This is a genomic window from Dyella sp. (assembly GCF_035503745.1).
In the GTDB taxonomy this organism is placed as follows: domain Bacteria; phylum Pseudomonadota; class Gammaproteobacteria; order Xanthomonadales; family Rhodanobacteraceae; genus Dyella_B.
In genome coordinates, this window is record NZ_DATJTC010000019.1 from 1 (window position 1) to 19,353 (window position 19,353).

Here is a 19,353-nt window from a genome sequence, read left to right on the forward strand (position 1 = left end):
CAGCGGCGCGGCGCAGCGCGAGGCGGAAAAACTCAGCGCCAAGGCGCCATTCGAAGTGCTGGTGGTGGGCGGTGGACCGGCTGGCGCCGCCGCGGCAATTTATGCTGCGCGCAAGGGCATCCGCACCGGTATAGCGGCCGAGCGTTTCGGCGGCCAGGTGCTGGATACGATGGCGATCGAAAACTTTACTTCGGTCCCTTACACGGAGGGCCCGCAGCTGGCCGCATCGCTAGAGCAGCACGTGCACGAATACGATGTGGACGTGATGAATCTGCAGCGCGCCGAGCAATTGATCCCGGCGCGGCAAGCGGGCGAGCTGGTCGAAGTGCGTCTGGCCAATGGCGCTACGCTCAAGGCCAGGACGGTCGTCCTTGCCCCCGGCGCACGTTGGCGCAATATGCATGTACCGGGCGAGCAAGCTTATCGCAACAAAGGCGTCACGTACTGCCCGCACTGCGACGGTCCGCTGTTCAAGGGCAAGCGCGTGGCGGTGATCGGCGGCGGCAACTCCGGTGTGGAAGCGGCGATCGACCTGGCCGGCCTGGTGCAACACGTCACCGTGCTGGAGTTCGACGGCAAGCTGCGTGCCGACGAAGTGCTGCAGCGCAAGCTGCGCAGCCTTGCCAACGTCGAAGTGATCGTGCATGCGCAGACCACCGCCGTACTTGGCGACGACAAGAAAGTCACCGGCCTTGCCTACACCGACCGCACCAGCGGCGAGCCACGGCAACTGGAGCTCGAAGGCGTGTTCGTGCAGATTGGCCTGTTGCCCAACACCGAATGGTTGAAAGGCACGGTGAAGCTTTCGCCGCGCGGCGAGATCGAGACCGGTGCGCATGGCGAAACGTCGGTGCCCGGCGTGTTCGCGGCGGGCGACGTCACCACGGTGCCGTACAAGCAGATCGTGATCGCGATGGGCGAGGGTGCGAAGGCGTCGCTCGGCGCGTTCGATTACCTGATCCGCCTGCCGGTTGAGGTCGAGGAAGCGGTGGCGGCCTGAACAAGAAACTGTTCGTTCCGCGCGACGTACGCGCGGAGCGAACGCATAAGGCATTCAAATCCTGCGTGGCGTGTAAATTACGCCGCGCTTTTTTGTATGCGCAAAAGCGCACTGGAACGTTGCTGTGTCGCGGCGTCATGCAATGTTGTGACATTGTCGGCTGTCGGCTTTGCACCATCCGTAAAGCACGTGGCGCGAGGCGTTACAACATCACGTGTAGTCCAAAAAAATCGGCGTACAATGCACGCATCACCGGTCAACAGACCCGCCGATATGATCCGCATCTTTCAGTGTCCTGCCATGTTCAGTGCGCCGCGAAAGACCGTCACGCGGGCGCGTCCGATTTAGCCGCGCCTAACCTGTCCCCTGGCTGTGCAACGTGAACGACCCGGCGCGCATGCGCCGACGGTCGAATCGATGCCAGCCATCCCTTTTGCGCACCAGCCGGTAACCCAGGCCTACGCCATGTTGCGTCGATAAGCCCTACCCGCGCACGTCATGCACACCATCTCCCAGGCCCCGGCCACCGCCAGGGCTGCGGTTTTCCACACCCTGATTCGGATCCGGACGCCGACATGAACTGACCCATCGTTTCCTTCCGTTGCGGCCCTGGCCAGGCGCCAGGCTCCCTTTCATCATCAAGGACAGACACACATGATCATGCTCATCGCCATTGCAGCAACCGTTGTCGTGCTGGTCGCGCTGATCTTCGCTTCCCGCGCCATCATCTACATTCCCAACGACCGCGTCGGTATCGTGGAGCGGCTATGGGGTGCGCCATCGCTCACTCGCGGCCTGATCGCCCTGGACGGCGAAGTGGGATATCAACCGCAGGTGATGCGCGGTGGCATTCACTTGTTCTTTCCGTTCCAGTTCCGCGTGCACAAGGTCGATCTGGTGACCATCCCGCAAGGCGAAATCGGTTACGTATTCGCGCGCGACGGGCGCGAGCTGGTGGACGGCCAGACGCTGGGCGAGATCGTCGATGCGGGTATCGAAGACGCGTCGGCCTTTCTCAGGGCCGGCGGTCAGAAAGGGCCGCAGCGTGCGATCGTGCGCGAAGGCACACACGCGGTCAACGTGGCGCAGTTCGCCATCATCACCGCCGCGCGCGTGCACGGCTTGCTGCTGTCGGACGAAGAAAAAGACACCGTCGATCGCATGGGCCAGTTATTGCGCGAACGCAACGGCTTCATACCCGTGGTGATCGGCGGCAAGACCTCCACCACCGTGCAGGCAGAAAACGCCGACCGACCCGACGAGGATGCCGGCGACGTGCTCGGCGTGGTGACCATCCACGACGGCCCGGTGCTTGCACCGGATGAAATCGTCGCGCCGCGCGTGGGCGAAGACCCGGCCGACAAAATGCGCTTCCACAACAACTTCCAGAACATCGACGCCTTCCTGCGCGCGGGCGGACGCCGCGGACGTCAGCATCAGGTGCTGGTGGAAGGTACGTACTTCATCAATCGCCTGTTCGCCACGGTGGAGTTCATCCGCAAAACCATCGTGCCGGTCGGCAGCGTCGGCGTAGTGGTCTCCTACTTCGGCAAGGCGGGCGCGGACCGCTCCGGCGAAGGCTATTCGCACGGCGAACTGGTCGACAACGGCTGCCGCGGCGTATGGAAAGAGCCGCTGTTGCCGGGCAAGTACGCGTTCAACACCTACGCGGGCAAGGTCCAGCTGGTGCCCACCACCAATTTCATCCTGAAGTGGTCCAAGGAGGTCACCAATGCGCACAAATTCGACGAAAACCTTTCCGAGGTCGCGCTGATCACCAAGGATGCATTCGAGCCGCTGATGCCCCTGTCGGTGGTGGTCCACATCGACTACCGCAAGGCACCGCTGGTGGTGCAGCGGTTCGGCGACATCAAGCGCCTGGTCGACCAGACACTGGATCCGATGGTGTCGGCCTATTTCAAGAACACCGGGCAGACCAAGACCCTGATCGAACTGCTGCAGGAGCGCTCGGCCATCCAGGAAAAAGCCGGCGTGGATATGAAGGACCGTTTCGCCGCCTACAACCTGGAGCTGCAGGAAGTGCTGATCGGCACACCGCACGGCAACACCGGCGACGCTTCCGGCCAGCGCATCGACACCATCCTCAACCAGCTGCGCGATCGCCAGGTGGCCAAGGAGCAGATGGAAACCTACGACCAGCAGCAACAGGCGGCGGTGAAGGAGCGCACGCTGCGCGAGGCGCAGGCACGCACGCAGATCCAGACCGACCTTACCAAGTCCGAGATCAACGTGAAGATCAAGACCAACGAAGGCGATGCCGCCATCGCGGCGGCGACCAAGGAAGCGCAGGTGATCAACATCAATGCCGAGGCCGAGCGCAAGCGCCAGATCGCGGTGGGCGAGGGCAAGGCGGCCGCGACCGAATCGGTGGGCAAGGCCGAGGCCAATGCGATCCGTGCCAAGGCCGATGCGTTGACCGGCGAAGGCGCGCGCATGCAGTTGATCAACGACCTGGGCCGGCAATTTGCCGATGCCTTGCGCGAAGGGCAGATCGCCATCGTGCCGAAGATCGCATTGGGCGCCGATGGCGGCAACGCGCTTTCCACGCTGGCGCAACTGGCCAATGCGTTCATGGCCGAAAAGCTCGATCCGGCCGCATGGGAAGATGCGGCGAAAGCACCCGTGGCCGATCGTACCGACCGCGCGTAAGCAATCCGAGCGGTTGCACCAAGTAAAAATGCCGCGCCCGCAGGGGCGCGGCTTTATTTTTCCCCGACCGATCTATCCGGCATCCATGCGGACATCATGTCGCCGATTCGCAGCGATTGCGTCCCGCGCGCTTGGCTTCGTAAAGCGCATCGTCCGCGCGCCGCAACCACTGCGAAAGCGTTTCCCCTTCGCGCCACGCCGCCACGCCGATGCTGGCGGTAACGGGAATGGCGTGGTTGTCGTGGATGATGGTGTTGGCGGCCAGCGCTTCGCGAATACGCTCGGCAACGGCCATGCCATGCTCAAGCGTGCTGTTGGGCAGGCATACCAGCAGCTCTTCGCCGCCGTAGCGTCCGACCACGTCGCCATCGCGGCAGTGCTGCAGGATGGTGCGGCAGGCCACGCGGATCACCTGGTCGCCGGCCAGATGCCCGTAGGTATCGTTCACCTGTTTGAAGTAATCCAGATCCATCAGCGCCACGCACGCGCTGCCGTCCTCGGCGATGCGGCGCACGCCTTCGGCCATTTCCAGCAGGCGCCGGCGATTGAACACGCCGGTCAGTTCGTCGGTGCTGGCCAGTACGTTCAGGCGTTCGTTGGCGCTGACCAGGTCCTGCGTGCGCATGTCGATCTGGCGCTGCAGATGCGCGGCCTGCTGGCGCAGGTACAGCGTGCGCAGTTGCACCACGCCCAGCAGCACTGCCAGCGCCAGCACGGCCGCGCCGATGGTGGCGGCCAGCGTTTCGTACCAGCGGGGTTCGGCCACCACCGTCAGGGTTGTTTCAACCACGCGCGGTTGCAGGCCTTGGGTGGTGGCACGCAAGTGCAGCACGTACTTGCCGTGCGGCAGGTTGGTATAGATGGCGGTGGGCAGGCTGCCGCGCGGCACCTCGATCCAGTCGTCGTCAAAACCTTCCATGCGATAGCTGTAGCTGGTGTCCGACGGCAGCTGATAGTCGAGCAGGGCGAAGTTGATGCGCAGGCTGCGATTGTGCGGTTTCAGTTGCAGCACGTCATTGGCGCGCGGCAATTGGCCGAACGGAAGCTCGACGCCATTCAACACCGCATAGGTCACGGCGAGCGGCGCATCGGCGCGTTGCGGCGGCTGCCAGGTGGGGCGGATGACCGTGAGTCCCCCCAGTCCGCCGAACAGCAGTTCGCCGGTGGCGGTGCGCGCACTCGAAGCGTAGATGTAGCTGGAGATGCGCAGGCCGTCACGGCTGCTGAGGCTGCGCACCTGGTGAGTCTTGGCATCGACCTTGGCGATGCCGTTGGGCAGGCTGACCCACAGGTTGTTCTGGCCGTCCGATTGCACGGCATTGATGTTGGTGTTGTCCAGGCCCTGCTCGGCGCCGATGGTGTCGAAGCGATAAGGCTGGCCGTCCTTGCGCGGCTCCAGCATGCCCAGGCCGCCGTACGTACCCACCCATAAACGGCCCTGTGCGTCGGTGGTGACCGAGCTGACCAGGTTGTTCGGCAGGCTGCTGGCATCGCCCGGCCGGTTCAGCAGGTTGGTGAAGTGATCGGACTGCTCGGTATTGTCGGCGATGCTGATGCCGTGCGCGGTGAGATACCACACTTCGTGGCCGATGCGCTCGATGCGCCGCACGGTATCGCTGCCCAGGCTCTGCGGATCGTTGGTGTTGTGCACGAAATGCGACAGCGCGTGCGTCTGCGTGTCGTAGCGGTACACGCCATCATAGGTGCCCAGCAGCAATTGCTGTCCGTCGGCCAGCATGTGCAGCACCGGCGTCTGGTCGAGCGCGGGTACGACCGAATCCTGCACCGTGCACGTATCGGGCAAAATGCGCGCCAAGCCCTGCGTGCCGACCCATAGCGAACCGTCGGGCATTTCCGCGAAGGCCTGCACGTCGCGATGGGTTTGCGTTCCGCTCAGCTGCAGATGCCGGATGCGTCCTTCGCGCAGGTCGATCATGTCGATCCTGCCGGCGTTCATGCCTAGCCAGATGCGCTCCTTGCTGTCGATGAAAATGCCGCGCACGTTGGTGCTGGCAAGCTGATGGTCGTTCTGCGTGGCAGAGGGCAGCAAGGTGAACGCCGAGCGCGCGTAGGGCTGCGTGCGCGCCACGCCCAGATCGCTGGCCACCCAAACGTTGCCGGCGCGGTCCTGGGTCAAGGCGCGAATCGAATCGCCGGGCAGCGAAGAGGGCAGGGCGGTATCGTGTGCCAGCTGGCGCAGGTTTCCGGTGCTGGGCGTGTAGACCAGCACGCCGCTGCCGTCGGTGGCCAGCCAGATGGTGTCGGGCGCGATTTCCAGCACATCGCGCACGGTGGAGCGGCGTTCCTGCGACGGCTGGTAGCCGCTGAAGCCTTCCACCTCGTGCCACTTGCCGGCGCGGTCGCGGTAGGAGGCGCCCGATTGCGTGCTGCCGGCCCACACCCGGCCTTGGCGATCTTCGTAGATCGTCCAGATGCCGTCGCCCAGGATCGTATCGACGTTGCCCTTGGGGCGCACCGGACGCACGAAGGCCTGGCTGTGCGCATAGCGCACGAACAGGCCATTGTTGCTGCCCAGCCACACATCGCCCGCGCGATCCTGCATCACGCTGAAGTCGCGCAGCGACGCGGCGTTGCCGGTGCCGAGGGCAGCGATGCGATCGGTGCGCAGGTCCAGATGGTCAAGGCCATGATCGGTGGCAATCCAAACGCCTGCGTCGCCATCGCGCGCCAGCGCGTAGATCTTGCGGTCGCTGGTACCGCCCTCGCCGATGGGATAGTTGTGGAAGCGGTTGTCCTTCGGCTCGAAGCGGGTCAGGCCGCCGGAATTGGTGCCGATCAGCATGCTGCCGTCGGGCAGCGCGAGCATCGTGCGCACGTAGGCATCGGGCAAGTACGGCTGACTGCCCGGCGTGTCGCCGAACACCTGCATGCGATAGCCGTCATAGCGCACCAGTCCGCCCATCGTGCCGATCCATATCAGGTCGCGCGAATCCTGTTCGATCGCGGTGACGGTCGAATTGGGCAGGCCCTCGTTCACGCCCAGGCGGTCGAACCAGGGCACGTCGAACGGCGTCCATGGATCGCCCGCCATGGCCGTGTGGAACGGAAGCAACAGCACGGCCAGCAACAGCGGCAGCCAGATCAGCCGCACCAGGCATTGGGTAAGCGTATAGCCGCGCATCATGCAGATGGACCGCTCCATACTGCAACGCCGTAAGCAGGCACGATACGAATCCTCAGTTACGACCCCCTTGCCCTCACGCTTGCGTCACTGCATCACGTGCTAGCCAGAACGGCTCCATCATAGCGGCAGGCAGCCGCCGCCTGACAAGCGTTGGCGCGGTCAGGCAGCGGGCGCGAAACAGGCGTCAGGCTGACGTTGGGCGACAGCGCCGCGGCAGTGCGACGCCCCATCGTTCTGGCGTCTGCAAGAAGCCTTGCCGATCAAGCGGCTGCGGGCCTGATAACGATGTCTTGCCTGCCCCGGCGCAGGACTTTGCGATGCGTGCGCGGCGCCGCGGCGCATCCATACCGCCGCGTATATCGCGATGGCCTGGGGCGTGCCATCGATCAGGCCGCCGGGAGATCACGCGCGGCGCACGGGAAACAGGTACCTTGTGCAGGGAGCGGGGAGCCCGCAACCGCATCAATCGCGATGCAAAACCACAAGGAGAAGCCATGAAAGTGCAGATGGGTATTGCCGTACTGGCGTTGATGTCGTTGCCGCTGCTGGCCCACGCCTCGTGCGACAGCGTGAAATCGAGCATCGATGCCAAGCTGAAGGCAAACGGGGTGAGTCATTACACCCTCGACGTCGTCGACGCGGACCAGGCCGACAAGAACGGCGGCAAGGTGGTGGGACAGTGCCAAGGCAACAAGGCCATCGTGTACACACGGGGCCAGGCTGCGGCCAGCGGCAAGGAGGCGGGTGGCCCGTCCAAGCCTGCGCCGGCATCCAGCAGCGCCGGGTCCGGCGGCGGTTGATCGGCACCACGATCGGGGCCATGCCTGCGTTGCCATGGCCCCGATCTCTTGGCTTACGCGGTCGGCGATTTTCGCTACCCGAAGAACCTCCCAAGAGGCGATCGCAGATCACGCCGCGTTACGCGCCAGAGTGTGCTTGAATCGGTGATGATCGCTGCATGCCGCCAAAGCGTGAAAAAGACCGCATGGCCAAAGGTCCACCTTGAGAAGGATGAGCCCATGAAGCACTACCTTATGCTCGCCGTGCTGCTGCTGGCCGCCGTGGCCTGCGATGCCGTTGGCCTGGTCAACGGCTCCATCGGGCTCTATGCCGCTGGTGCACTGCTTGAATTGAGCTTCTGGTTTCGCTTGTTCAAGCGGCGCCATCAGCCCATTTAAAGAATGGGCACCGGCGTGCGGACCGCGCCGAAACGATCGGGCGCGTTTGCCGCAAGGCAACGTCGCACATTTTTGTCGCCGTGCCACGGGGGTTTGACGATCTTCGTATTGCCATAGCCGCTTCGCCTCGCTGGGCAAGGCGAAGCGTGCCGTATGCGCAAACACGTTACGCGTGCTGCGGGACCGCCGCGGCATGGCTCGATGCCATCGCGTCGAGCGCGGCCATGGCATCGTCAGGCAGCTCCAGTTGGGCCGCGGCAAGATTTTCGCCCAGATGCGCCAACGATGACGTACCGGGAATCAGCAGTACGTTCGGCGCGCGGTGCAGCAGCCAGGCAATGGCCACTTGCATCGGCGTGACGTCCAGGCGCTGGGCGATGTCCGACAGCGTGGAGGATTGCAGCGGCGTAAATCCACCCAGCGGAAAGTACGGCACGTAGGCGATGCCGGCGCGCGCCAGTTCGTCGATCAATGCATCGTCGCGTCGGTGCGCCAGGTTGTAATGATTCTGCACGCACACGATCGGACAGATCGTCCGCCCTTGCGCCACCTGCGCCGGCGTGACGTTGCTCAGGCCGATATGCCGCACCAGCCCCTGCCGCTGCAGGTCGGCGAGCACGGTGAGCGGTTCTTCGATCGATCCTTCCGCCGCTTCGTGTGCATTGAACATGATGCGCAGGTTGACCACCTCAAGCACGTCAAGCCCGAGGTTGCGCAGGTTGTCGTGCACGGCATGCGTCAGTTCCTCGCGCGAAAATGCCGGGATCCACGATTTGTCCGCGCCGCGCCGCGCACCGATCTTGGTGACGATCACCAGGTCCTGTGGGTACGGCGCCAGTGCCTGGCGGATCAAGCGATTGACGAGGTGTGGGCCATAAAAATCGCTGGTGTCGATGTGGTTGACGCCGGCCTCCAGCGCCGCGCGCACCACGGCCAACGCGGTGGCATGATCTTTTGGCGGACCGAATACACCTGGTCCGGCAAGCTGCATGGCGCCGTAACCCAGACGGTTTACGTGGCGGTCGCCCAAGGTGAATGCATCGGATTTACGGGTAAGGGACATCGTCGAACTCCTCATGTGCAGGCGTCCAGCGTAGGCGTTGAGCGGGTGCCCGATAAAGGCGCACAATCCGCACGACCCGTGCAAAATATCGAACAATGAACGTCGATCTGGGTGATTTGAACGCTTTCATGTCCGTAGCCAAGGCCGGCGGCTTTCGCGACGCCGCGCGCGCCGGCCAGATGAGTCCTTCGGGATTGAGCGAAGCGGTGCGCCGGCTGGAAGCGCAGTTGGGCGTGCGCCTGCTCAATCGCACGACGCGTAGCGTGGTGCCCACCGAAGCCGGCCGGCGTCTGCTCGATCGACTGGCGCCGGCGCTGGCGGAGGTGGCATCGGCGCTCGATGTGATCAATACCGCGCGCGACACGCCGATCGGCAGCCTGCGGCTCAATGTGCCGGTAAGCGCGGCGCGCCTGGTATTGCCGGCGATCCTGCCCGGCTTCCTCGCTGCCTATCCTGACGTGGAAGTGGAAATCGTTACCGAGGAAAGTTTCGTCGACGTGCTGGCCTCCGGATGCGACGCGGGCATTCGCTACGAAGAACGGCTGGAGCAGGACATGATCGCGGTGCCGATCGGGCCACGGGTGCAACGCTTCGCGGCCGGCGCCGCGCCTGCCTACCTCAAGCGTCGTGGCCGGCCGGAACATCCGCGCGACCTGTTGTCGCACGCCTGCATCCGTGGCCGCTTCAACAGTGGAACGATCTATGCGTGGGAATTTCAACGTGACGAGGAGGCGCTTACGCTGCAACCGTCCGGCCCGTTGATCGTGCGCGCCGGCGGCGGCACCGATCTGGCCGTCGACGCCGCCGTGGCCGGTGCCGGCGTGGTTTATCTGTTCGAGGACTGGCTACGTCCGTATTTCGAGCGCGGCGAACTGGAGCCCGTCCTCCAAGCGTGGTGGCCGCGTTTCAGCGGGCCGTATCTTTATTTTCCCGGCCGTCGCCTGATGCCGGCGCCGCTGCGTGCATTCGTCGATTACGTCAAAGCCGATCGAGCGCAGGCAATCCTATGATTTACATTCGGCTCAAGGCGTTTCGCGGCGGTCTTCCATCCAGCATTGAAAGGAAACCCATGCGCATCCTGCTGGCTCTTGCGCTGCTGTCGTGGGCCGGCTCCGCGTTCGGGGCCCGCGCTATGCAATCGATCATCAATGCCTGCTGGCAAGGTCGGGATCACGCCGGCATGAGCGCCTGTGTGTCGGAGCAGGCGCAGGCGTCGCAGCTGGATCTGGCCAAGACTGAAAACACGATGCGCGAAAAAATACGCCGCAGCGCCTATGATCCGGGCCCCGCCTAGGGGCCATCATGCATCGTCCAACGAGGCCCTCGCCCTATGCGTTACCTGTCGCTGCTGCTGCTCGGTCCCTGGCTGATCGTGCTGGCCTGGGTGTATTGGGCGGCACTGCGGAAATCGCGCGTTGCCTGGATACATAAGGCCTGTGACCTGGCCACGATTTTTATTGCCCTGGCCGCCGCCTATGGATGTGCGCTGGTGGCCTATGACGACATCGCGATACAAAGCGTGGGCAACTTCGGGCGGGAAAGCGGCGGCATCTGGAAGCAGGTGATGCCGGCTTTGTACGGTTATGGTGCGTTTGCCGCGGTGATGGTGGTGGGCATGGCGGGAAGGCTGCTATTGCGAAAGCGCAAGCAAGCGCCGCAGCGTTGATGGCGCGACGGCGACCGTGCAGGTGCCGAGCGCGCATCGCTCAATGATCCTCCGCTTCCGCCAGCGTCCAGCCCAGCGCCAGCAGCGACATACCCATCATGGCCAGCAGCATGACGACCGCGCACGCCGATAGCTTGCCATGCAGCCAGTCATACCAGCCGGTGCGCCATAACGCGGTGGCGAAGAGGCTGATGCAGCAGGTAAGTGCGCCCAGTGCCAGGCCGATCGCCAGCGGCCACGCCGATGCGCGGCGTCGCGGCGGCAGCCGCTGCATCAGGCGATCGCTGAAACCGGCGTCGGGAATGGCATCCAGGGATCGCCGCAGCAATGCGTCGATGTCGTCTTCGCGGGGCGCACTCATAATGTTTGCCTCTTGCCGTCAACTTCTTGCCAGGCGGTCAGCCAGGTTTTGAGTTTCTGTTTGCCGCGCGTGGCATGGCTTTTAACCGTGCCCAGCGGCATATCCAGCACATACGCTGTTTCTTCGTGACTGAGGCCCAGTTGCACGCAGTGCAGCAGCACGGTCTGTTCGGCCTGCGACAAGCGCTGCATCGCGCGCGCGAGATCCAGTCGCAGGTCCATCGAATCGCCCGGAGCCGGAAGCTGCTCGATCTCGCTTTCGCCGGCCTCGCGTGGGTTCCACGATTTTCGCCGGTACGCCTGAAGAAAGCACGCATAGGCGATGCGATAAATCCAGGTGGAGAAGCGCGCCTCGCCGCGAAATTGATCCAGCTTGCGCCATGCCAGCAGGAACGTTTCCTGCGCCAGATCATCGGCCGCCGCCTCGTCGCCGTGCAGCAAGCGGCGCAGCTGGGCGCGCACCATGCCCTGATGGCGCCGCACCAGTTGCTCGAACGCGCGCGAGTCGTTGCCCGCCAGCACGCGAGCGATCAGGGCGCTGTCGATGCGCGCCCCGGCGGCGCTATCAGCCACGCAGGTCTCCACGCCGGTTCAACCACCAGCTGGCAAGATAGCCAAGGCCGATCATCAACGGCAACAGGCCCAGGCCCCACAGGCTGTGCACGCTCAAGCCCCCGTCGAAAGCGCCCGGCAATGCCAGCATCATCAGCATCAGCCCGAGGCCGCCGCCGATCAGCACCAGCGCGCGACGCCGTTCGGAATACACCACATGCGGTTCGGTCAGCAGTTGCATCGGCAACTCCACGCCCTTGTCCGCCAGCTCCAGCAGCATGCGATAGCGCGCTTGTGTCTGTCGATGGCGATAGCCCAGCACGATCAGCACGATCGCCACGGGCGCGGCCATGACAAAGAAGGGAATCAGCATGTACGTAAGATCCATGATCTTGCTCCATTGAATGGGATGGATAGTGAACGAGGAGGTCAGCGCGGCGGCGGCTATTTAAGGTTTCTGGTTTTCGGCGGCGAGCAGGTCGGCAATGTACTCGGCCAGCAGCCATGTCTGTGACGGTCCTTCGTTGCTGGTCAGCGCTACCGTGGCGCCGGTTTCCCAAACCATCTGCAGGTCCGCGGTGGTGCCCTCGATGCCGCCGCTGTGGCCGCGGATGTGCCGGTTGTGCGAGAGCCGATCCCCGAATCCCGCCGCGTCGCCTCCGGGGCCGGCGGGTACTTCATCGCTGAAAATTTTCTCAAGGGTAGCCGGCCGCACCAGCTTGCCTGCACGCAGTGCGCTGGCGAAGCGCAGCAGGTCGGTATTCGTCGAATAGCCGCCGCCGGCCGGGCCACCCTCGACACCCAGTTCCATCCAGTCGGGCTTCCAGTTGCGCGCAAACACGCCATCGTGGAAATAGCCTACCGCCAGATCGGGCGTAACCTCGTCCAGCCGGTCGAAGCCCGTGGCGGTCATGCCCGCCGGGGCGAACACGTGGCGCTGTACGTAGTCGAAGTAACGCTCGTGCGACACGTTCTCGATCACCCGGCCGAGCAGCATGTAGCCGGCGTTGCTGTAGCTCCACTGCTTGCCCGGTGCGCCGGCAAGCGGCTGGCGCGCGATCAGGCCAAGGTAATCCACCGGATCGAGGTAGCTCTTGCTGTGCTGGAAATACTCCGGCACCAGGAAATCGCCCAGGCCCGCCGTGTGGTGCAGCAACTGCCAGAGGGTGATCTTGCGTGCCGTCCGCTGGTCGGGATACTCGGGCACCCACTTGGCCAGGGTATCGCTCCACGACAGTTTGCCCGCCTCGGCGAGCTGGGCGATGGCCACGGCGGTGAACATCTTGTCCATCGAGCCGATGTGAAATTTCGTGTTGTGGTCGATGCGTGCGCCGAAGTTGCGTTCGGCCACGCCGCGGCATGCGTCCAATACGGTGGTGTCGTGTTCGATTACCGTCACGCAGCCGGCGAAGTCATCGGCTTTCACCAGGCGATCGAGCGTGGCGCCGATCGCCTGCGCCATCTGCGCGCGCGACACGGCGACCCTGGGCAGCGCCGCGTACAGTCCGGGGTCGTCCATGGGATAGGCCGCGGCCTGCGCCAGCTTGCCCGGCTGCGCCTGATCGGCGGCCAGCACGAAAAGGCCAAGCCTGCCGCCACGACGCGCCTTGAGCACGATTTGCAGCGGTCCGGGATGTTGCGGATCGGTCTGCACGTCGAAGATATCCACGCCGCCGCTGTCCTGCACGGCCGAGATCATGTCGGTGATAAAGGCTTGCTTGTCGTCCTCGGCGATCGACGCCGCAAGCACGCCGGATGCCCATTGCCGGATCTGTGCGGGATCGTCGGCATTGATGTGCCGGATCATCTGGCCGCCGAGCCTGCCCACCGGCGAAGCGGGCAAGGTGGTGACCGTGGCCGCGCCTGCGCCAACCGGCAAAACGGCGAGCGCCAGCAGCAGCGCGGCCGCGCCTGCGCGGATGGCGGGTACGACGATGGATTTGCGATCGTTCATGAGGTGCCCCCTGTCCTTGTCCAGGCCGTGCGCGCGGTGGCGCGGCGGCGCGTTGGTTTGCACCGTGGTTGTCACGGTCTTGGAGGCTTGGATGCGTCGATGCGTCCAAATGGATTCAAAGCGGGGTTTCAGCGGCGTGCACCGGCGAAGCGTTTGCCGTTTGCAAAAAAATCCACGCCGCGGCACACGCCGCGGCGCGGACCCGCGTCCATGCGCAACCCCATCGCGCTAGCGCTTCACGCGCAGGCCGCGCCGGTATTCAGGCGGCCGCCTTGGCCGAACCGATCAGGTGCAACAGCGCCTTGGCCGTAACTTCCGACGAGGCCGGATTCTGTCCGGTAATGAGACGGCTATCGGTTACGGTGAAAGGCTGCCAGTCGGCGACTTTCTCGAACAGGCCGCCGAGCCGGCGCAGTTCATCCTCAACCAGGAACGGCACCACCTTGGTCAACCCAACCGCTTCCTCTTCGGTATTGGTGAAGCCCGAGACGCGCTTGCCTTTCACCAGCGGTTCGCCCTTGTGCTTCACATGGCGCAGCACGCCCGGTGCATGACACACGGCCGCGACCGGCTTGCCGCTGGTGTAGAAGTCCTCGATAAGCTTGATCGACAGCGGATTTTCCGCCAGATCCCACAATGGTCCGTGGCCGCCGGGATAGAACACGGAATCGAAATCCTTCGCCGCCACGCTGTCAAGCTTGCGCGTGTTGGCGAGCACATCTTGTGCCTTCTTGTCGGCCTTGAAGCGAATTTGCGCCGGTGTCTGGTTGGCCGGATCGTCGCTCTTGGGATCGATCGGCGGTTGTCCGCCCTTGGGCGAAACCACGGTCACCTGCGCGCCGGCATCGGTGAAAACGTAATAAGGCGCGGCAAATTCCTCCAGCCAAAACCCGGTCTTCCTGCCGGTGTTGCCAAGGGTGTCGTGAGAGGTCAAAACCATAAGAATTTTCACGTGGGTTCTCCTGATACAGATTCTGGAAATCATCAATGCCGCATGTGCACGTGCCTGGGAAAGCAACGACAACGCCGCCGCAAGCCGGCCAGCGCGCCCGCTTCTACCAGCACGCATCACGCTCCATGCATCGGTGTCGTCGACAGCTCCTTCTTGGGGCTCGCCTCGGAAAGCGCGCGGCGCCATATCCGATGAAGCCCGGACAAACCTGTTCGCTTCCGGCGTTACCGCTCATACTCCACCGCGCCGATCCTGCGCATCCTCCGGCGTCGGATAAATACCGCAGAGGCATCATCAGGGACGGGCAACATCGAGTTATGCGATGGAAGGCGTTACGCGAGTGCGAAGAGTCCGTTAGCATTCGCAGCCGCAAGCGGGCATGCACGCGTACCGTCAAACCAACGATCGCCTTGCATCGAACACGGTGGGACGGAACACCGCTATGCCACAGGCCCGTGTTGCAAAAGGCTGATACCATCCATCGAAGATCGACGGCCGCCAACGGACGACCAGATCGAACAGGGGAAGAGGTATGCAGCGAATCAGTGCGCTTGTCGGCATGGCGATGTTCATCGTGCTCGGCGCGGCACAGGCTTGGGCGGATTCGCCCTCCGGCGGCCTGCCGCCCTGGCGTTTCCAGATGACGAAGGAGCAGGTCGCATCATTCGCCGATTACGGTCCGTACCAAAGCTTCAGCAACGGCGACCTCGAAACGTACGCGGGCCTTTTCAACGGCCACAAGGAGAACGTGCAGTTCTTCTTCCGCGACGGCAAGCTGGCCCGGATTGGCGTCTACCTCTACGAAGGACAGGACATCAAGGCCGCGGCCGCCAAATGGGCACAAGCCTATACCGCGCTTAAAAACACCTTCGGCGAGATGGAATTGCCCGGCATCCAAGTTCAATCCACCGACGGCCCGATTCCGCCCGAAGCCGTCGGCGTCGCCGCGGGCGCCACGGTGATGACGGGCGGCAAGGCGCAGATGGCACCGCTCAAGCAGCCCGCGGACAAATTCGTATTCGCCAGTTTCAGTGGCCATAGCGTGCAAGGCGAAATGTTCTATTACGTCGTCGTTTTCTACGATCCGCCGCGCGGTTGAACGCGTGGTCTCAAGGGAGAAGGCCAATGCGGTGCTTTAATCGTCACGAACAAGCGGTAGCAGGCACGTGCCAGCGTTGTCGCAAAGGCCTTTGTTCGGCATGCGCGATAGATTCGGGTTTTGCATGGGCCTGTAGCGAGACAAATCAATGTGGGTGGATGTAAGCGGGAAAGCTGAGCCCGCGCATTTATCGTGCCGCTGCGTTATGACTGTCGGATCGCAGCGGCCAATTACCCTTTACGCATTAGTGTCATGGGTAAAGGCGGATTAGGTGTGTTGGAGGTAAACAAGGGACAGCTTCAGTTTCAGATAGTCGATGGGGAAGTGAGTGGTTCGGAGCAAAAGCAGATACAAGCATTTCTCGACCGAGCCCAGATTCTGTTTGACGAAGAGACAAGGCCCGGCGACGCAAAACCCCCAACGAAGCCGGGTACGGCCAAAGCACGCTAGTCTCTTGCGCATCGATGGCAGGTCCGCTTTAGCAACCCCACGTGGACGCTTTTAGTAACGGATCGGAAGTCGCATTCGAACCTCAAAACCGGGAGCAAGCCAATGCAAGCAAGATTGATTCTCGTGTTGTGCCTGGGGCTTGCGCCCATAGCCACGCCCGCGGCGGCTCCATCCGTGCCCGCCGCCGGACACATCACCGGCGTGGGTGGGGTCTTTTTCAAGGCCAAGAATCCAAAGGCGCTTGCGGCGTGGTATCGCGATGTCCTTGGATTGCCTGTGGAAGCTTGGGGCGGTGCCGCGCTCCGCTACGATGCGCCCAAGCATCCTCCCGTGCTTGCCTGGAATGCGTTTCCCGCATCGACGAGCTATTTTGCACCGTCCACGGCCCCATTCATGATCAACTACGCTGTTGACGATATGGATGCCATGCTCGTTCGGCTGCGAGCAAAGAGCGTCACCATTCTCAAGCGCGATGACAGCGATCCGAACGGCCGCTTCGCCTGGATCCAGGATCCGGAAGGAAACAAGATTGAGCTGTGGGAGCCCAAGCGTTAGCACAACGCGTTAGCAAGGGCCACGCCCGTCGCAAGGCATGAACGCTGCAACGGGGTTGACCGGTTGCGCGTCGAAGGCTCAATGGATTTGTTCGATGGAGGAGTTATGTCCCAGCTTGTCGTGCGAAGTTTCGCCCTATCGCTGGACGGGTATGCCGCCGGCCCGGACCAGAGTCTGGAGAGTCCGCTCGGCACGCGTGGTCCGGAACTGATGGAATGGTTTTTCCATACGCGTGCATGGAGGTCGATGCACGGCAATGACGGTGGCGAGGCCGGCGTCGACAATGAGATCGCCGAGCAAGGGTTCAGCGAAATCGGCGCGTGGATCATCGGCCGCAACATGTTTGGCCCTGTGCGCGGCCCGTGGCTGGATGAGAGCTGGAAAGGATGGTGGGGCGATGAGCCTCCGTATCACGTGCCGGTATTCGTGCTGACCCATCATGCGCGCGAACCCCTGGTGATGAAGGGCGGCACCGCATTTTACTTCGTCACCGATGGCATCGATTCGGCGGTGGAAAAAGCCATGGCGGCGGCCAATGGCAAGGATGTGCGTATTGGCGGTGGCGCTGCCACCGTACGGCAATTGCTAAGGGCGGCGCGCATCGATGAAATGCATCTGGCCGTGCGTCCTGTGCTGCTTGGCAGCGGTGAACATCTGTTCCAAGGCATCGATATGCACGCGCTCGGTTACCGATGTGACCAAGTGATTGCCGGTGAGCGCGCAACGCATATGTTTTTGCGGCGGAGGGCGTGACGGCGTGGCTTCCGAAATCGACGCTGGTAAGGCGAAATGGATTTAGGTTTAGCCACCTGTGGTTTGTGGCGGGATTTCTGTGCTGTCTCCCACTTCATGTATACGGCCAGCCCACTAAACCCACGGTGCGGCGCGTAGTCATTGATTCGGGGCGGGCGGGCTCAATGCTGAGATGCCGTTCCGGTCCAGGCAACGCCTCGCTTCATCGGCAAACTGATTTTCGAGCCTGGTTTGCGTGAGCGCCGGCGAAAGCGGCCCTCAATGCGCCGCATGATGCGGCGGTGGCTACGTCCGGCATTGCGCTCGGTTCGTAAAAGCTTCGTTATCGACAACGCGCCGATTTGTAATGATTTGGTTAGCACATGACCGAGAAGGCGGGGCGCCGTCGATGTGGCTTGTTGACTGGATAATGCGCCCGGCGTAGGAAGTGAAGTGGCCAACCGTCACAAGGAGCCGGACATGCGAACTGGACTTTTCTCCGCACTGATCGTCGCATTACTGAGCAGTACGAGTGCCGTTGCCGGCGGGCCGACAACGCTTGGCTTTACGAATAACCGCAGCATCGAGCCGGTGCTGGTAAGGGTGAATGCGCAAGGCAAGATTACCGATATCTTGCCCGCCTATCGGCTCTCACCCGACCTTACGCGCTTGCTGCGTGAAAACTTGAACGAAATGATTCATACCCCTGCTACCGACAAGGCTGGCAAGCCGGTGTCGACCCAGTTCGTCATCAATCTGGCCTTGCAAGTGGATTCGCGAAGCACGGGCGACTATAACGCCCATTTCGTTTACGTCTCGGCCACCCCATTGCCGCTTGGTCGATGGTATTGGTCGCGCGACAGCATCGGTCAGCTGGCACTGGCCAGTCCGGACATTCTGTCGAGCTACCCTTCTTCCAACGGATTCACCCCCGAGTTCGCGAGCGGTGCGGTGTTCAGCGCGGTCAATACCACGGCCGGGAACGGCGGCCGCTCAGGCGGTGGGCACTCGCACTAAGATGTGCGCATCGGCCTTGGTGTTAAGCGCATCAGGTTCAACGGGTTTGCCGACCGTCACGCGCCTTGCTCAAACCAGCGTCTGGGCAAGGCGTGCGCGCGTCGTCGCGTAACTTGCGCCGTTTATCGGTGAGGGGCTAGGCTTTTTAAACAATTAGGCCATTCGACCGGGGGGTGTCATGGCGTCTGCATGCTTGCGGATGGGGTTTGCTTTATTAGCGTTGGGATGGGGTGCGGCGGCCCATCCGCAGACCGAGTCCAACGCGCCTGCGCCTGCGCCCGCGGCGTCGGCTCGCTCGCCCGTTGACGATGCCGCGCAGGAACAGCTCCTGCAGCAAGCCATGACCCAGATCAGGGCGGGCAAGAACGCCGATGCCATCCATGGCCCGCTTGCGCAGATCATTCACACGTACGAGACGGCGTACGCGCATAGCAAGATGCGGATCTATTGCGCCCAATCCATGACCGAAGCCTTGCTCTATATGGGTATGGCCTCAAGCAAGCATCAACAAAGTGCCCAAGTGTTGAGTAAGCCCACTTGGGCCATGGCGTATTACCTCAGCGGCTATGCCTATGGCTCCATGGGCGATATGGCGCATTCCGAAGCAAGTCTTAAACAAGCGCTGCTGCTGTCGCCATTCAATTCCCAATTTCTCTCCGAACTTGGCAATGTTTACGAAAATGAAAAGAACTGGCCGAGCGCGCTGGAAGCCTTCCAGAGCGCCGATGCCGCCGCCGAATTCGCGCCGCCCGAACAAAAAATAGCGCTCCGCTGTCATGCCCTGCGCGGGCAGGGCTATGTGCTGGTCGAACTTCACAAGCTCGATGAGGCCGCGCAGAAATACAACGACTGCCTGCGCATCAAGCCGGGAGATGAAGTGTCGATCAGGGAGTTGGGTTATGTATGGGGATTGCAGGTGAAGGCCGCCAAGTGATCGTGGCGCGCCTTTGAGCGCAGAGG

General features: G+C 62.9%; 19 protein-coding genes. 12 read left to right on the forward strand and 7 right to left on the reverse strand.

Translation table 11 applies throughout. The features are described from left to right. Both ahpF and VME63_RS07615 read left to right on the forward strand, forming a co-directional pair. A partial coding sequence (ahpF, locus tag VME63_RS07610; RefSeq protein ID WP_325431910.1) for an alkyl hydroperoxide reductase subunit F occupies positions 1 to 1,000 on the forward strand: 1,000 nt, incomplete at its 5' end. Positions 1,001 to 1,654: 654 nt separating this feature from the next. After that, positions 1,655 to 3,670: an SPFH domain-containing protein gene (locus tag VME63_RS07615; RefSeq protein ID WP_325431912.1), complete on the forward strand. Its 2,016-nt coding sequence runs from the start codon at positions 1,655 to 1,657 to the stop codon at positions 3,668 to 3,670. A 94-nt stretch (positions 3,671 to 3,764) separates the two neighbouring features. Here VME63_RS07615 and VME63_RS07620 read toward each other — a convergent pair whose 3' ends face one another. After that, positions 3,765 to 6,815, reverse strand: a complete 3,051-nt coding sequence (locus VME63_RS07620; RefSeq protein WP_325431914.1) for a diguanylate cyclase — start codon at positions 6,813 to 6,815, stop codon at positions 3,765 to 3,767. A 494-nt stretch (positions 6,816 to 7,309) separates the two neighbouring features. On the opposite strand from VME63_RS07620, the gene VME63_RS07625 reads away from it, so the two are divergent. Together VME63_RS07625 and VME63_RS07630 are read left to right on the forward strand one after the other, a co-directional pair. After that, entirely contained in the window at positions 7,310 to 7,615 is a 306-nt protein-coding gene (locus tag VME63_RS07625) for a DUF1161 domain-containing protein (protein WP_325431916.1), read from the forward strand. 219 nt (positions 7,616 to 7,834) lie between these two features. Further along, positions 7,835 to 7,993 (forward strand): glycosyl transferase family 39, encoded by a 159-nt coding sequence (locus VME63_RS07630; RefSeq protein WP_325431918.1) that lies wholly within the window; start codon positions 7,835 to 7,837, stop codon positions 7,991 to 7,993. Between the two features lie 166 nt (positions 7,994 to 8,159). On the opposite strand, the gene VME63_RS07635 is transcribed toward VME63_RS07630, so the two are convergent. Next, positions 8,160 to 9,056 carry an aldo/keto reductase family oxidoreductase gene (locus VME63_RS07635; RefSeq protein ID WP_325431920.1) on the reverse strand — a complete coding sequence of 299 codons (897 nt, stop codon included), beginning with the start codon at positions 9,054 to 9,056 and terminating at the stop codon, positions 8,160 to 8,162. 116 nt (positions 9,057 to 9,172) lie between these two features. Here VME63_RS07635 and VME63_RS07640 point away from each other — a divergent pair, with 116 nt between their 5' ends. Genes VME63_RS07640 through VME63_RS07650 form a run of 3 tightly spaced genes read left to right on the forward strand, consistent with a single transcriptional unit; the run spans position 9,173 to position 10,722 of the window. Further along, positions 9,173 to 10,066 carry a LysR family transcriptional regulator gene (locus VME63_RS07640; protein WP_325431985.1) on the forward strand — a complete coding sequence of 298 codons (894 nt, stop codon included), beginning with the start codon at positions 9,173 to 9,175 and terminating at the stop codon, positions 10,064 to 10,066. Beyond that, positions 10,063 to 10,350 (forward strand): hypothetical protein, encoded by a 288-nt coding sequence (locus VME63_RS07645; protein ID WP_325431922.1) that lies wholly within the window; start codon positions 10,063 to 10,065, stop codon positions 10,348 to 10,350. Before VME63_RS07640 ends, VME63_RS07645 begins: the two co-directional genes overlap by 4 nt. Before the next feature lie 36 nt (positions 10,351 to 10,386). After that, on the forward strand, positions 10,387 to 10,722 hold the full coding sequence (locus VME63_RS07650; protein WP_325431924.1) for a hypothetical protein: 336 nt from the start codon (positions 10,387 to 10,389) through the stop codon (positions 10,720 to 10,722). Between the two features lie 40 nt (positions 10,723 to 10,762). On the opposite strand, the gene VME63_RS07655 is transcribed toward VME63_RS07650, so the two are convergent. From VME63_RS07655 to VME63_RS07675, 5 genes are all read right to left on the reverse strand, one after another. Further along, positions 10,763 to 11,083: a hypothetical protein gene (locus VME63_RS07655; protein ID WP_325431926.1), complete on the reverse strand. Its 321-nt coding sequence runs from the start codon at positions 11,081 to 11,083 to the stop codon at positions 10,763 to 10,765. Continuing rightward, positions 11,080 to 11,655, reverse strand: a complete 576-nt coding sequence (locus VME63_RS07660; RefSeq protein WP_325431928.1) for a sigma-70 family RNA polymerase sigma factor — start codon at positions 11,653 to 11,655, stop codon at positions 11,080 to 11,082. Before VME63_RS07660 ends, VME63_RS07655 begins: the two co-directional genes overlap by 4 nt. Further along, a complete protein-coding gene (locus tag VME63_RS07665) occupies positions 11,648 to 12,022 on the reverse strand; it encodes a DUF6249 domain-containing protein (RefSeq protein ID WP_325431930.1) in 375 nt (124 codons plus the stop codon). The genes VME63_RS07660 and VME63_RS07665 overlap by 8 nt, the downstream gene beginning before the upstream one ends. Positions 12,023 to 12,082: 60 nt before the next feature. Next, positions 12,083 to 13,588, reverse strand: coding sequence for a serine hydrolase domain-containing protein (locus VME63_RS07670; RefSeq protein ID WP_325431932.1), 1,506 nt, complete (start codon positions 13,586 to 13,588; stop codon positions 12,083 to 12,085). A gap of 259 nt (positions 13,589 to 13,847) precedes the next feature. Beyond that, the gene (locus tag VME63_RS07675) at positions 13,848 to 14,540 is read right to left on the reverse strand and encodes a type 1 glutamine amidotransferase domain-containing protein (RefSeq protein WP_325431934.1); all 693 of its coding nucleotides are present in this window, start codon (positions 14,538 to 14,540) and stop codon (positions 13,848 to 13,850) included. A 532-nt stretch (positions 14,541 to 15,072) separates the two neighbouring features. On the opposite strand from VME63_RS07675, the gene VME63_RS07680 reads away from it, so the two are divergent. The 5 genes from VME63_RS07680 (at position 15,073) to VME63_RS07700 (ending at position 19,327) form a co-directional block, all read left to right on the forward strand. Beyond that, a complete protein-coding gene (locus tag VME63_RS07680; protein WP_325431936.1) occupies positions 15,073 to 15,639 on the forward strand; it encodes a hypothetical protein in 567 nt (188 codons plus the stop codon). A 573-nt stretch (positions 15,640 to 16,212) separates the two neighbouring features. Continuing rightward, the gene (locus VME63_RS07685; protein WP_325431987.1) at positions 16,213 to 16,644 is read left to right on the forward strand and encodes a VOC family protein; all 432 of its coding nucleotides are present in this window, start codon (positions 16,213 to 16,215) and stop codon (positions 16,642 to 16,644) included. Positions 16,645 to 16,707: 63 nt separating this feature from the next. Next, positions 16,708 to 17,397 (forward strand): dihydrofolate reductase family protein, encoded by a 690-nt coding sequence (locus tag VME63_RS07690; protein WP_325431937.1) that lies wholly within the window; start codon positions 16,708 to 16,710, stop codon positions 17,395 to 17,397. Between the two features lie 432 nt (positions 17,398 to 17,829). Next, the gene (locus tag VME63_RS07695; protein ID WP_325431939.1) at positions 17,830 to 18,393 is read left to right on the forward strand and encodes a hypothetical protein; all 564 of its coding nucleotides are present in this window, start codon (positions 17,830 to 17,832) and stop codon (positions 18,391 to 18,393) included. Positions 18,394 to 18,571: 178 nt separating this feature from the next. Next, positions 18,572 to 19,327 carry a tetratricopeptide repeat protein gene (locus VME63_RS07700; protein ID WP_325431940.1) on the forward strand — a complete coding sequence of 252 codons (756 nt, stop codon included), beginning with the start codon at positions 18,572 to 18,574 and terminating at the stop codon, positions 19,325 to 19,327. The last annotated feature ends 26 nt before the right edge of the window (positions 19,328 to 19,353 follow it).

Coding starts and splice junctions, on each gene's coding strand:
- VME63_RS07615 (WP_325431912.1), top strand. CDS start 1,655: ATGATCATGCTCATCGCCATTGCAGCAACCGTTGTCGTGCTGGTCGCG.
- VME63_RS07620 (WP_325431914.1), bottom strand. CDS start 6,815: ATGATGCGCGGCTATACGCTTACCCAATGCCTGGTGCGGCTGATCTGG.
- VME63_RS07625 (WP_325431916.1), top strand. CDS start 7,310: ATGAAAGTGCAGATGGGTATTGCCGTACTGGCGTTGATGTCGTTGCCG.
- VME63_RS07630 (WP_325431918.1), top strand. CDS start 7,835: ATGAAGCACTACCTTATGCTCGCCGTGCTGCTGCTGGCCGCCGTGGCC.
- VME63_RS07635 (WP_325431920.1), bottom strand. CDS start 9,056: ATGTCCCTTACCCGTAAATCCGATGCATTCACCTTGGGCGACCGCCAC.
- VME63_RS07645 (WP_325431922.1), top strand. CDS start 10,063: ATGATTTACATTCGGCTCAAGGCGTTTCGCGGCGGTCTTCCATCCAGC.
- VME63_RS07650 (WP_325431924.1), top strand. CDS start 10,387: ATGCGTTACCTGTCGCTGCTGCTGCTCGGTCCCTGGCTGATCGTGCTG.
- VME63_RS07655 (WP_325431926.1), bottom strand. CDS start 11,083: ATGAGTGCGCCCCGCGAAGACGACATCGACGCATTGCTGCGGCGATCC.
- VME63_RS07665 (WP_325431930.1), bottom strand. CDS start 12,022: ATGGATCTTACGTACATGCTGATTCCCTTCTTTGTCATGGCCGCGCCC.
- VME63_RS07670 (WP_325431932.1), bottom strand. CDS start 13,588: ATGAACGATCGCAAATCCATCGTCGTACCCGCCATCCGCGCAGGCGCG.
- VME63_RS07680 (WP_325431936.1), top strand. CDS start 15,073: ATGCAGCGAATCAGTGCGCTTGTCGGCATGGCGATGTTCATCGTGCTC.
- VME63_RS07700 (WP_325431940.1), top strand. CDS start 18,572: ATGGCGTCTGCATGCTTGCGGATGGGGTTTGCTTTATTAGCGTTGGGA.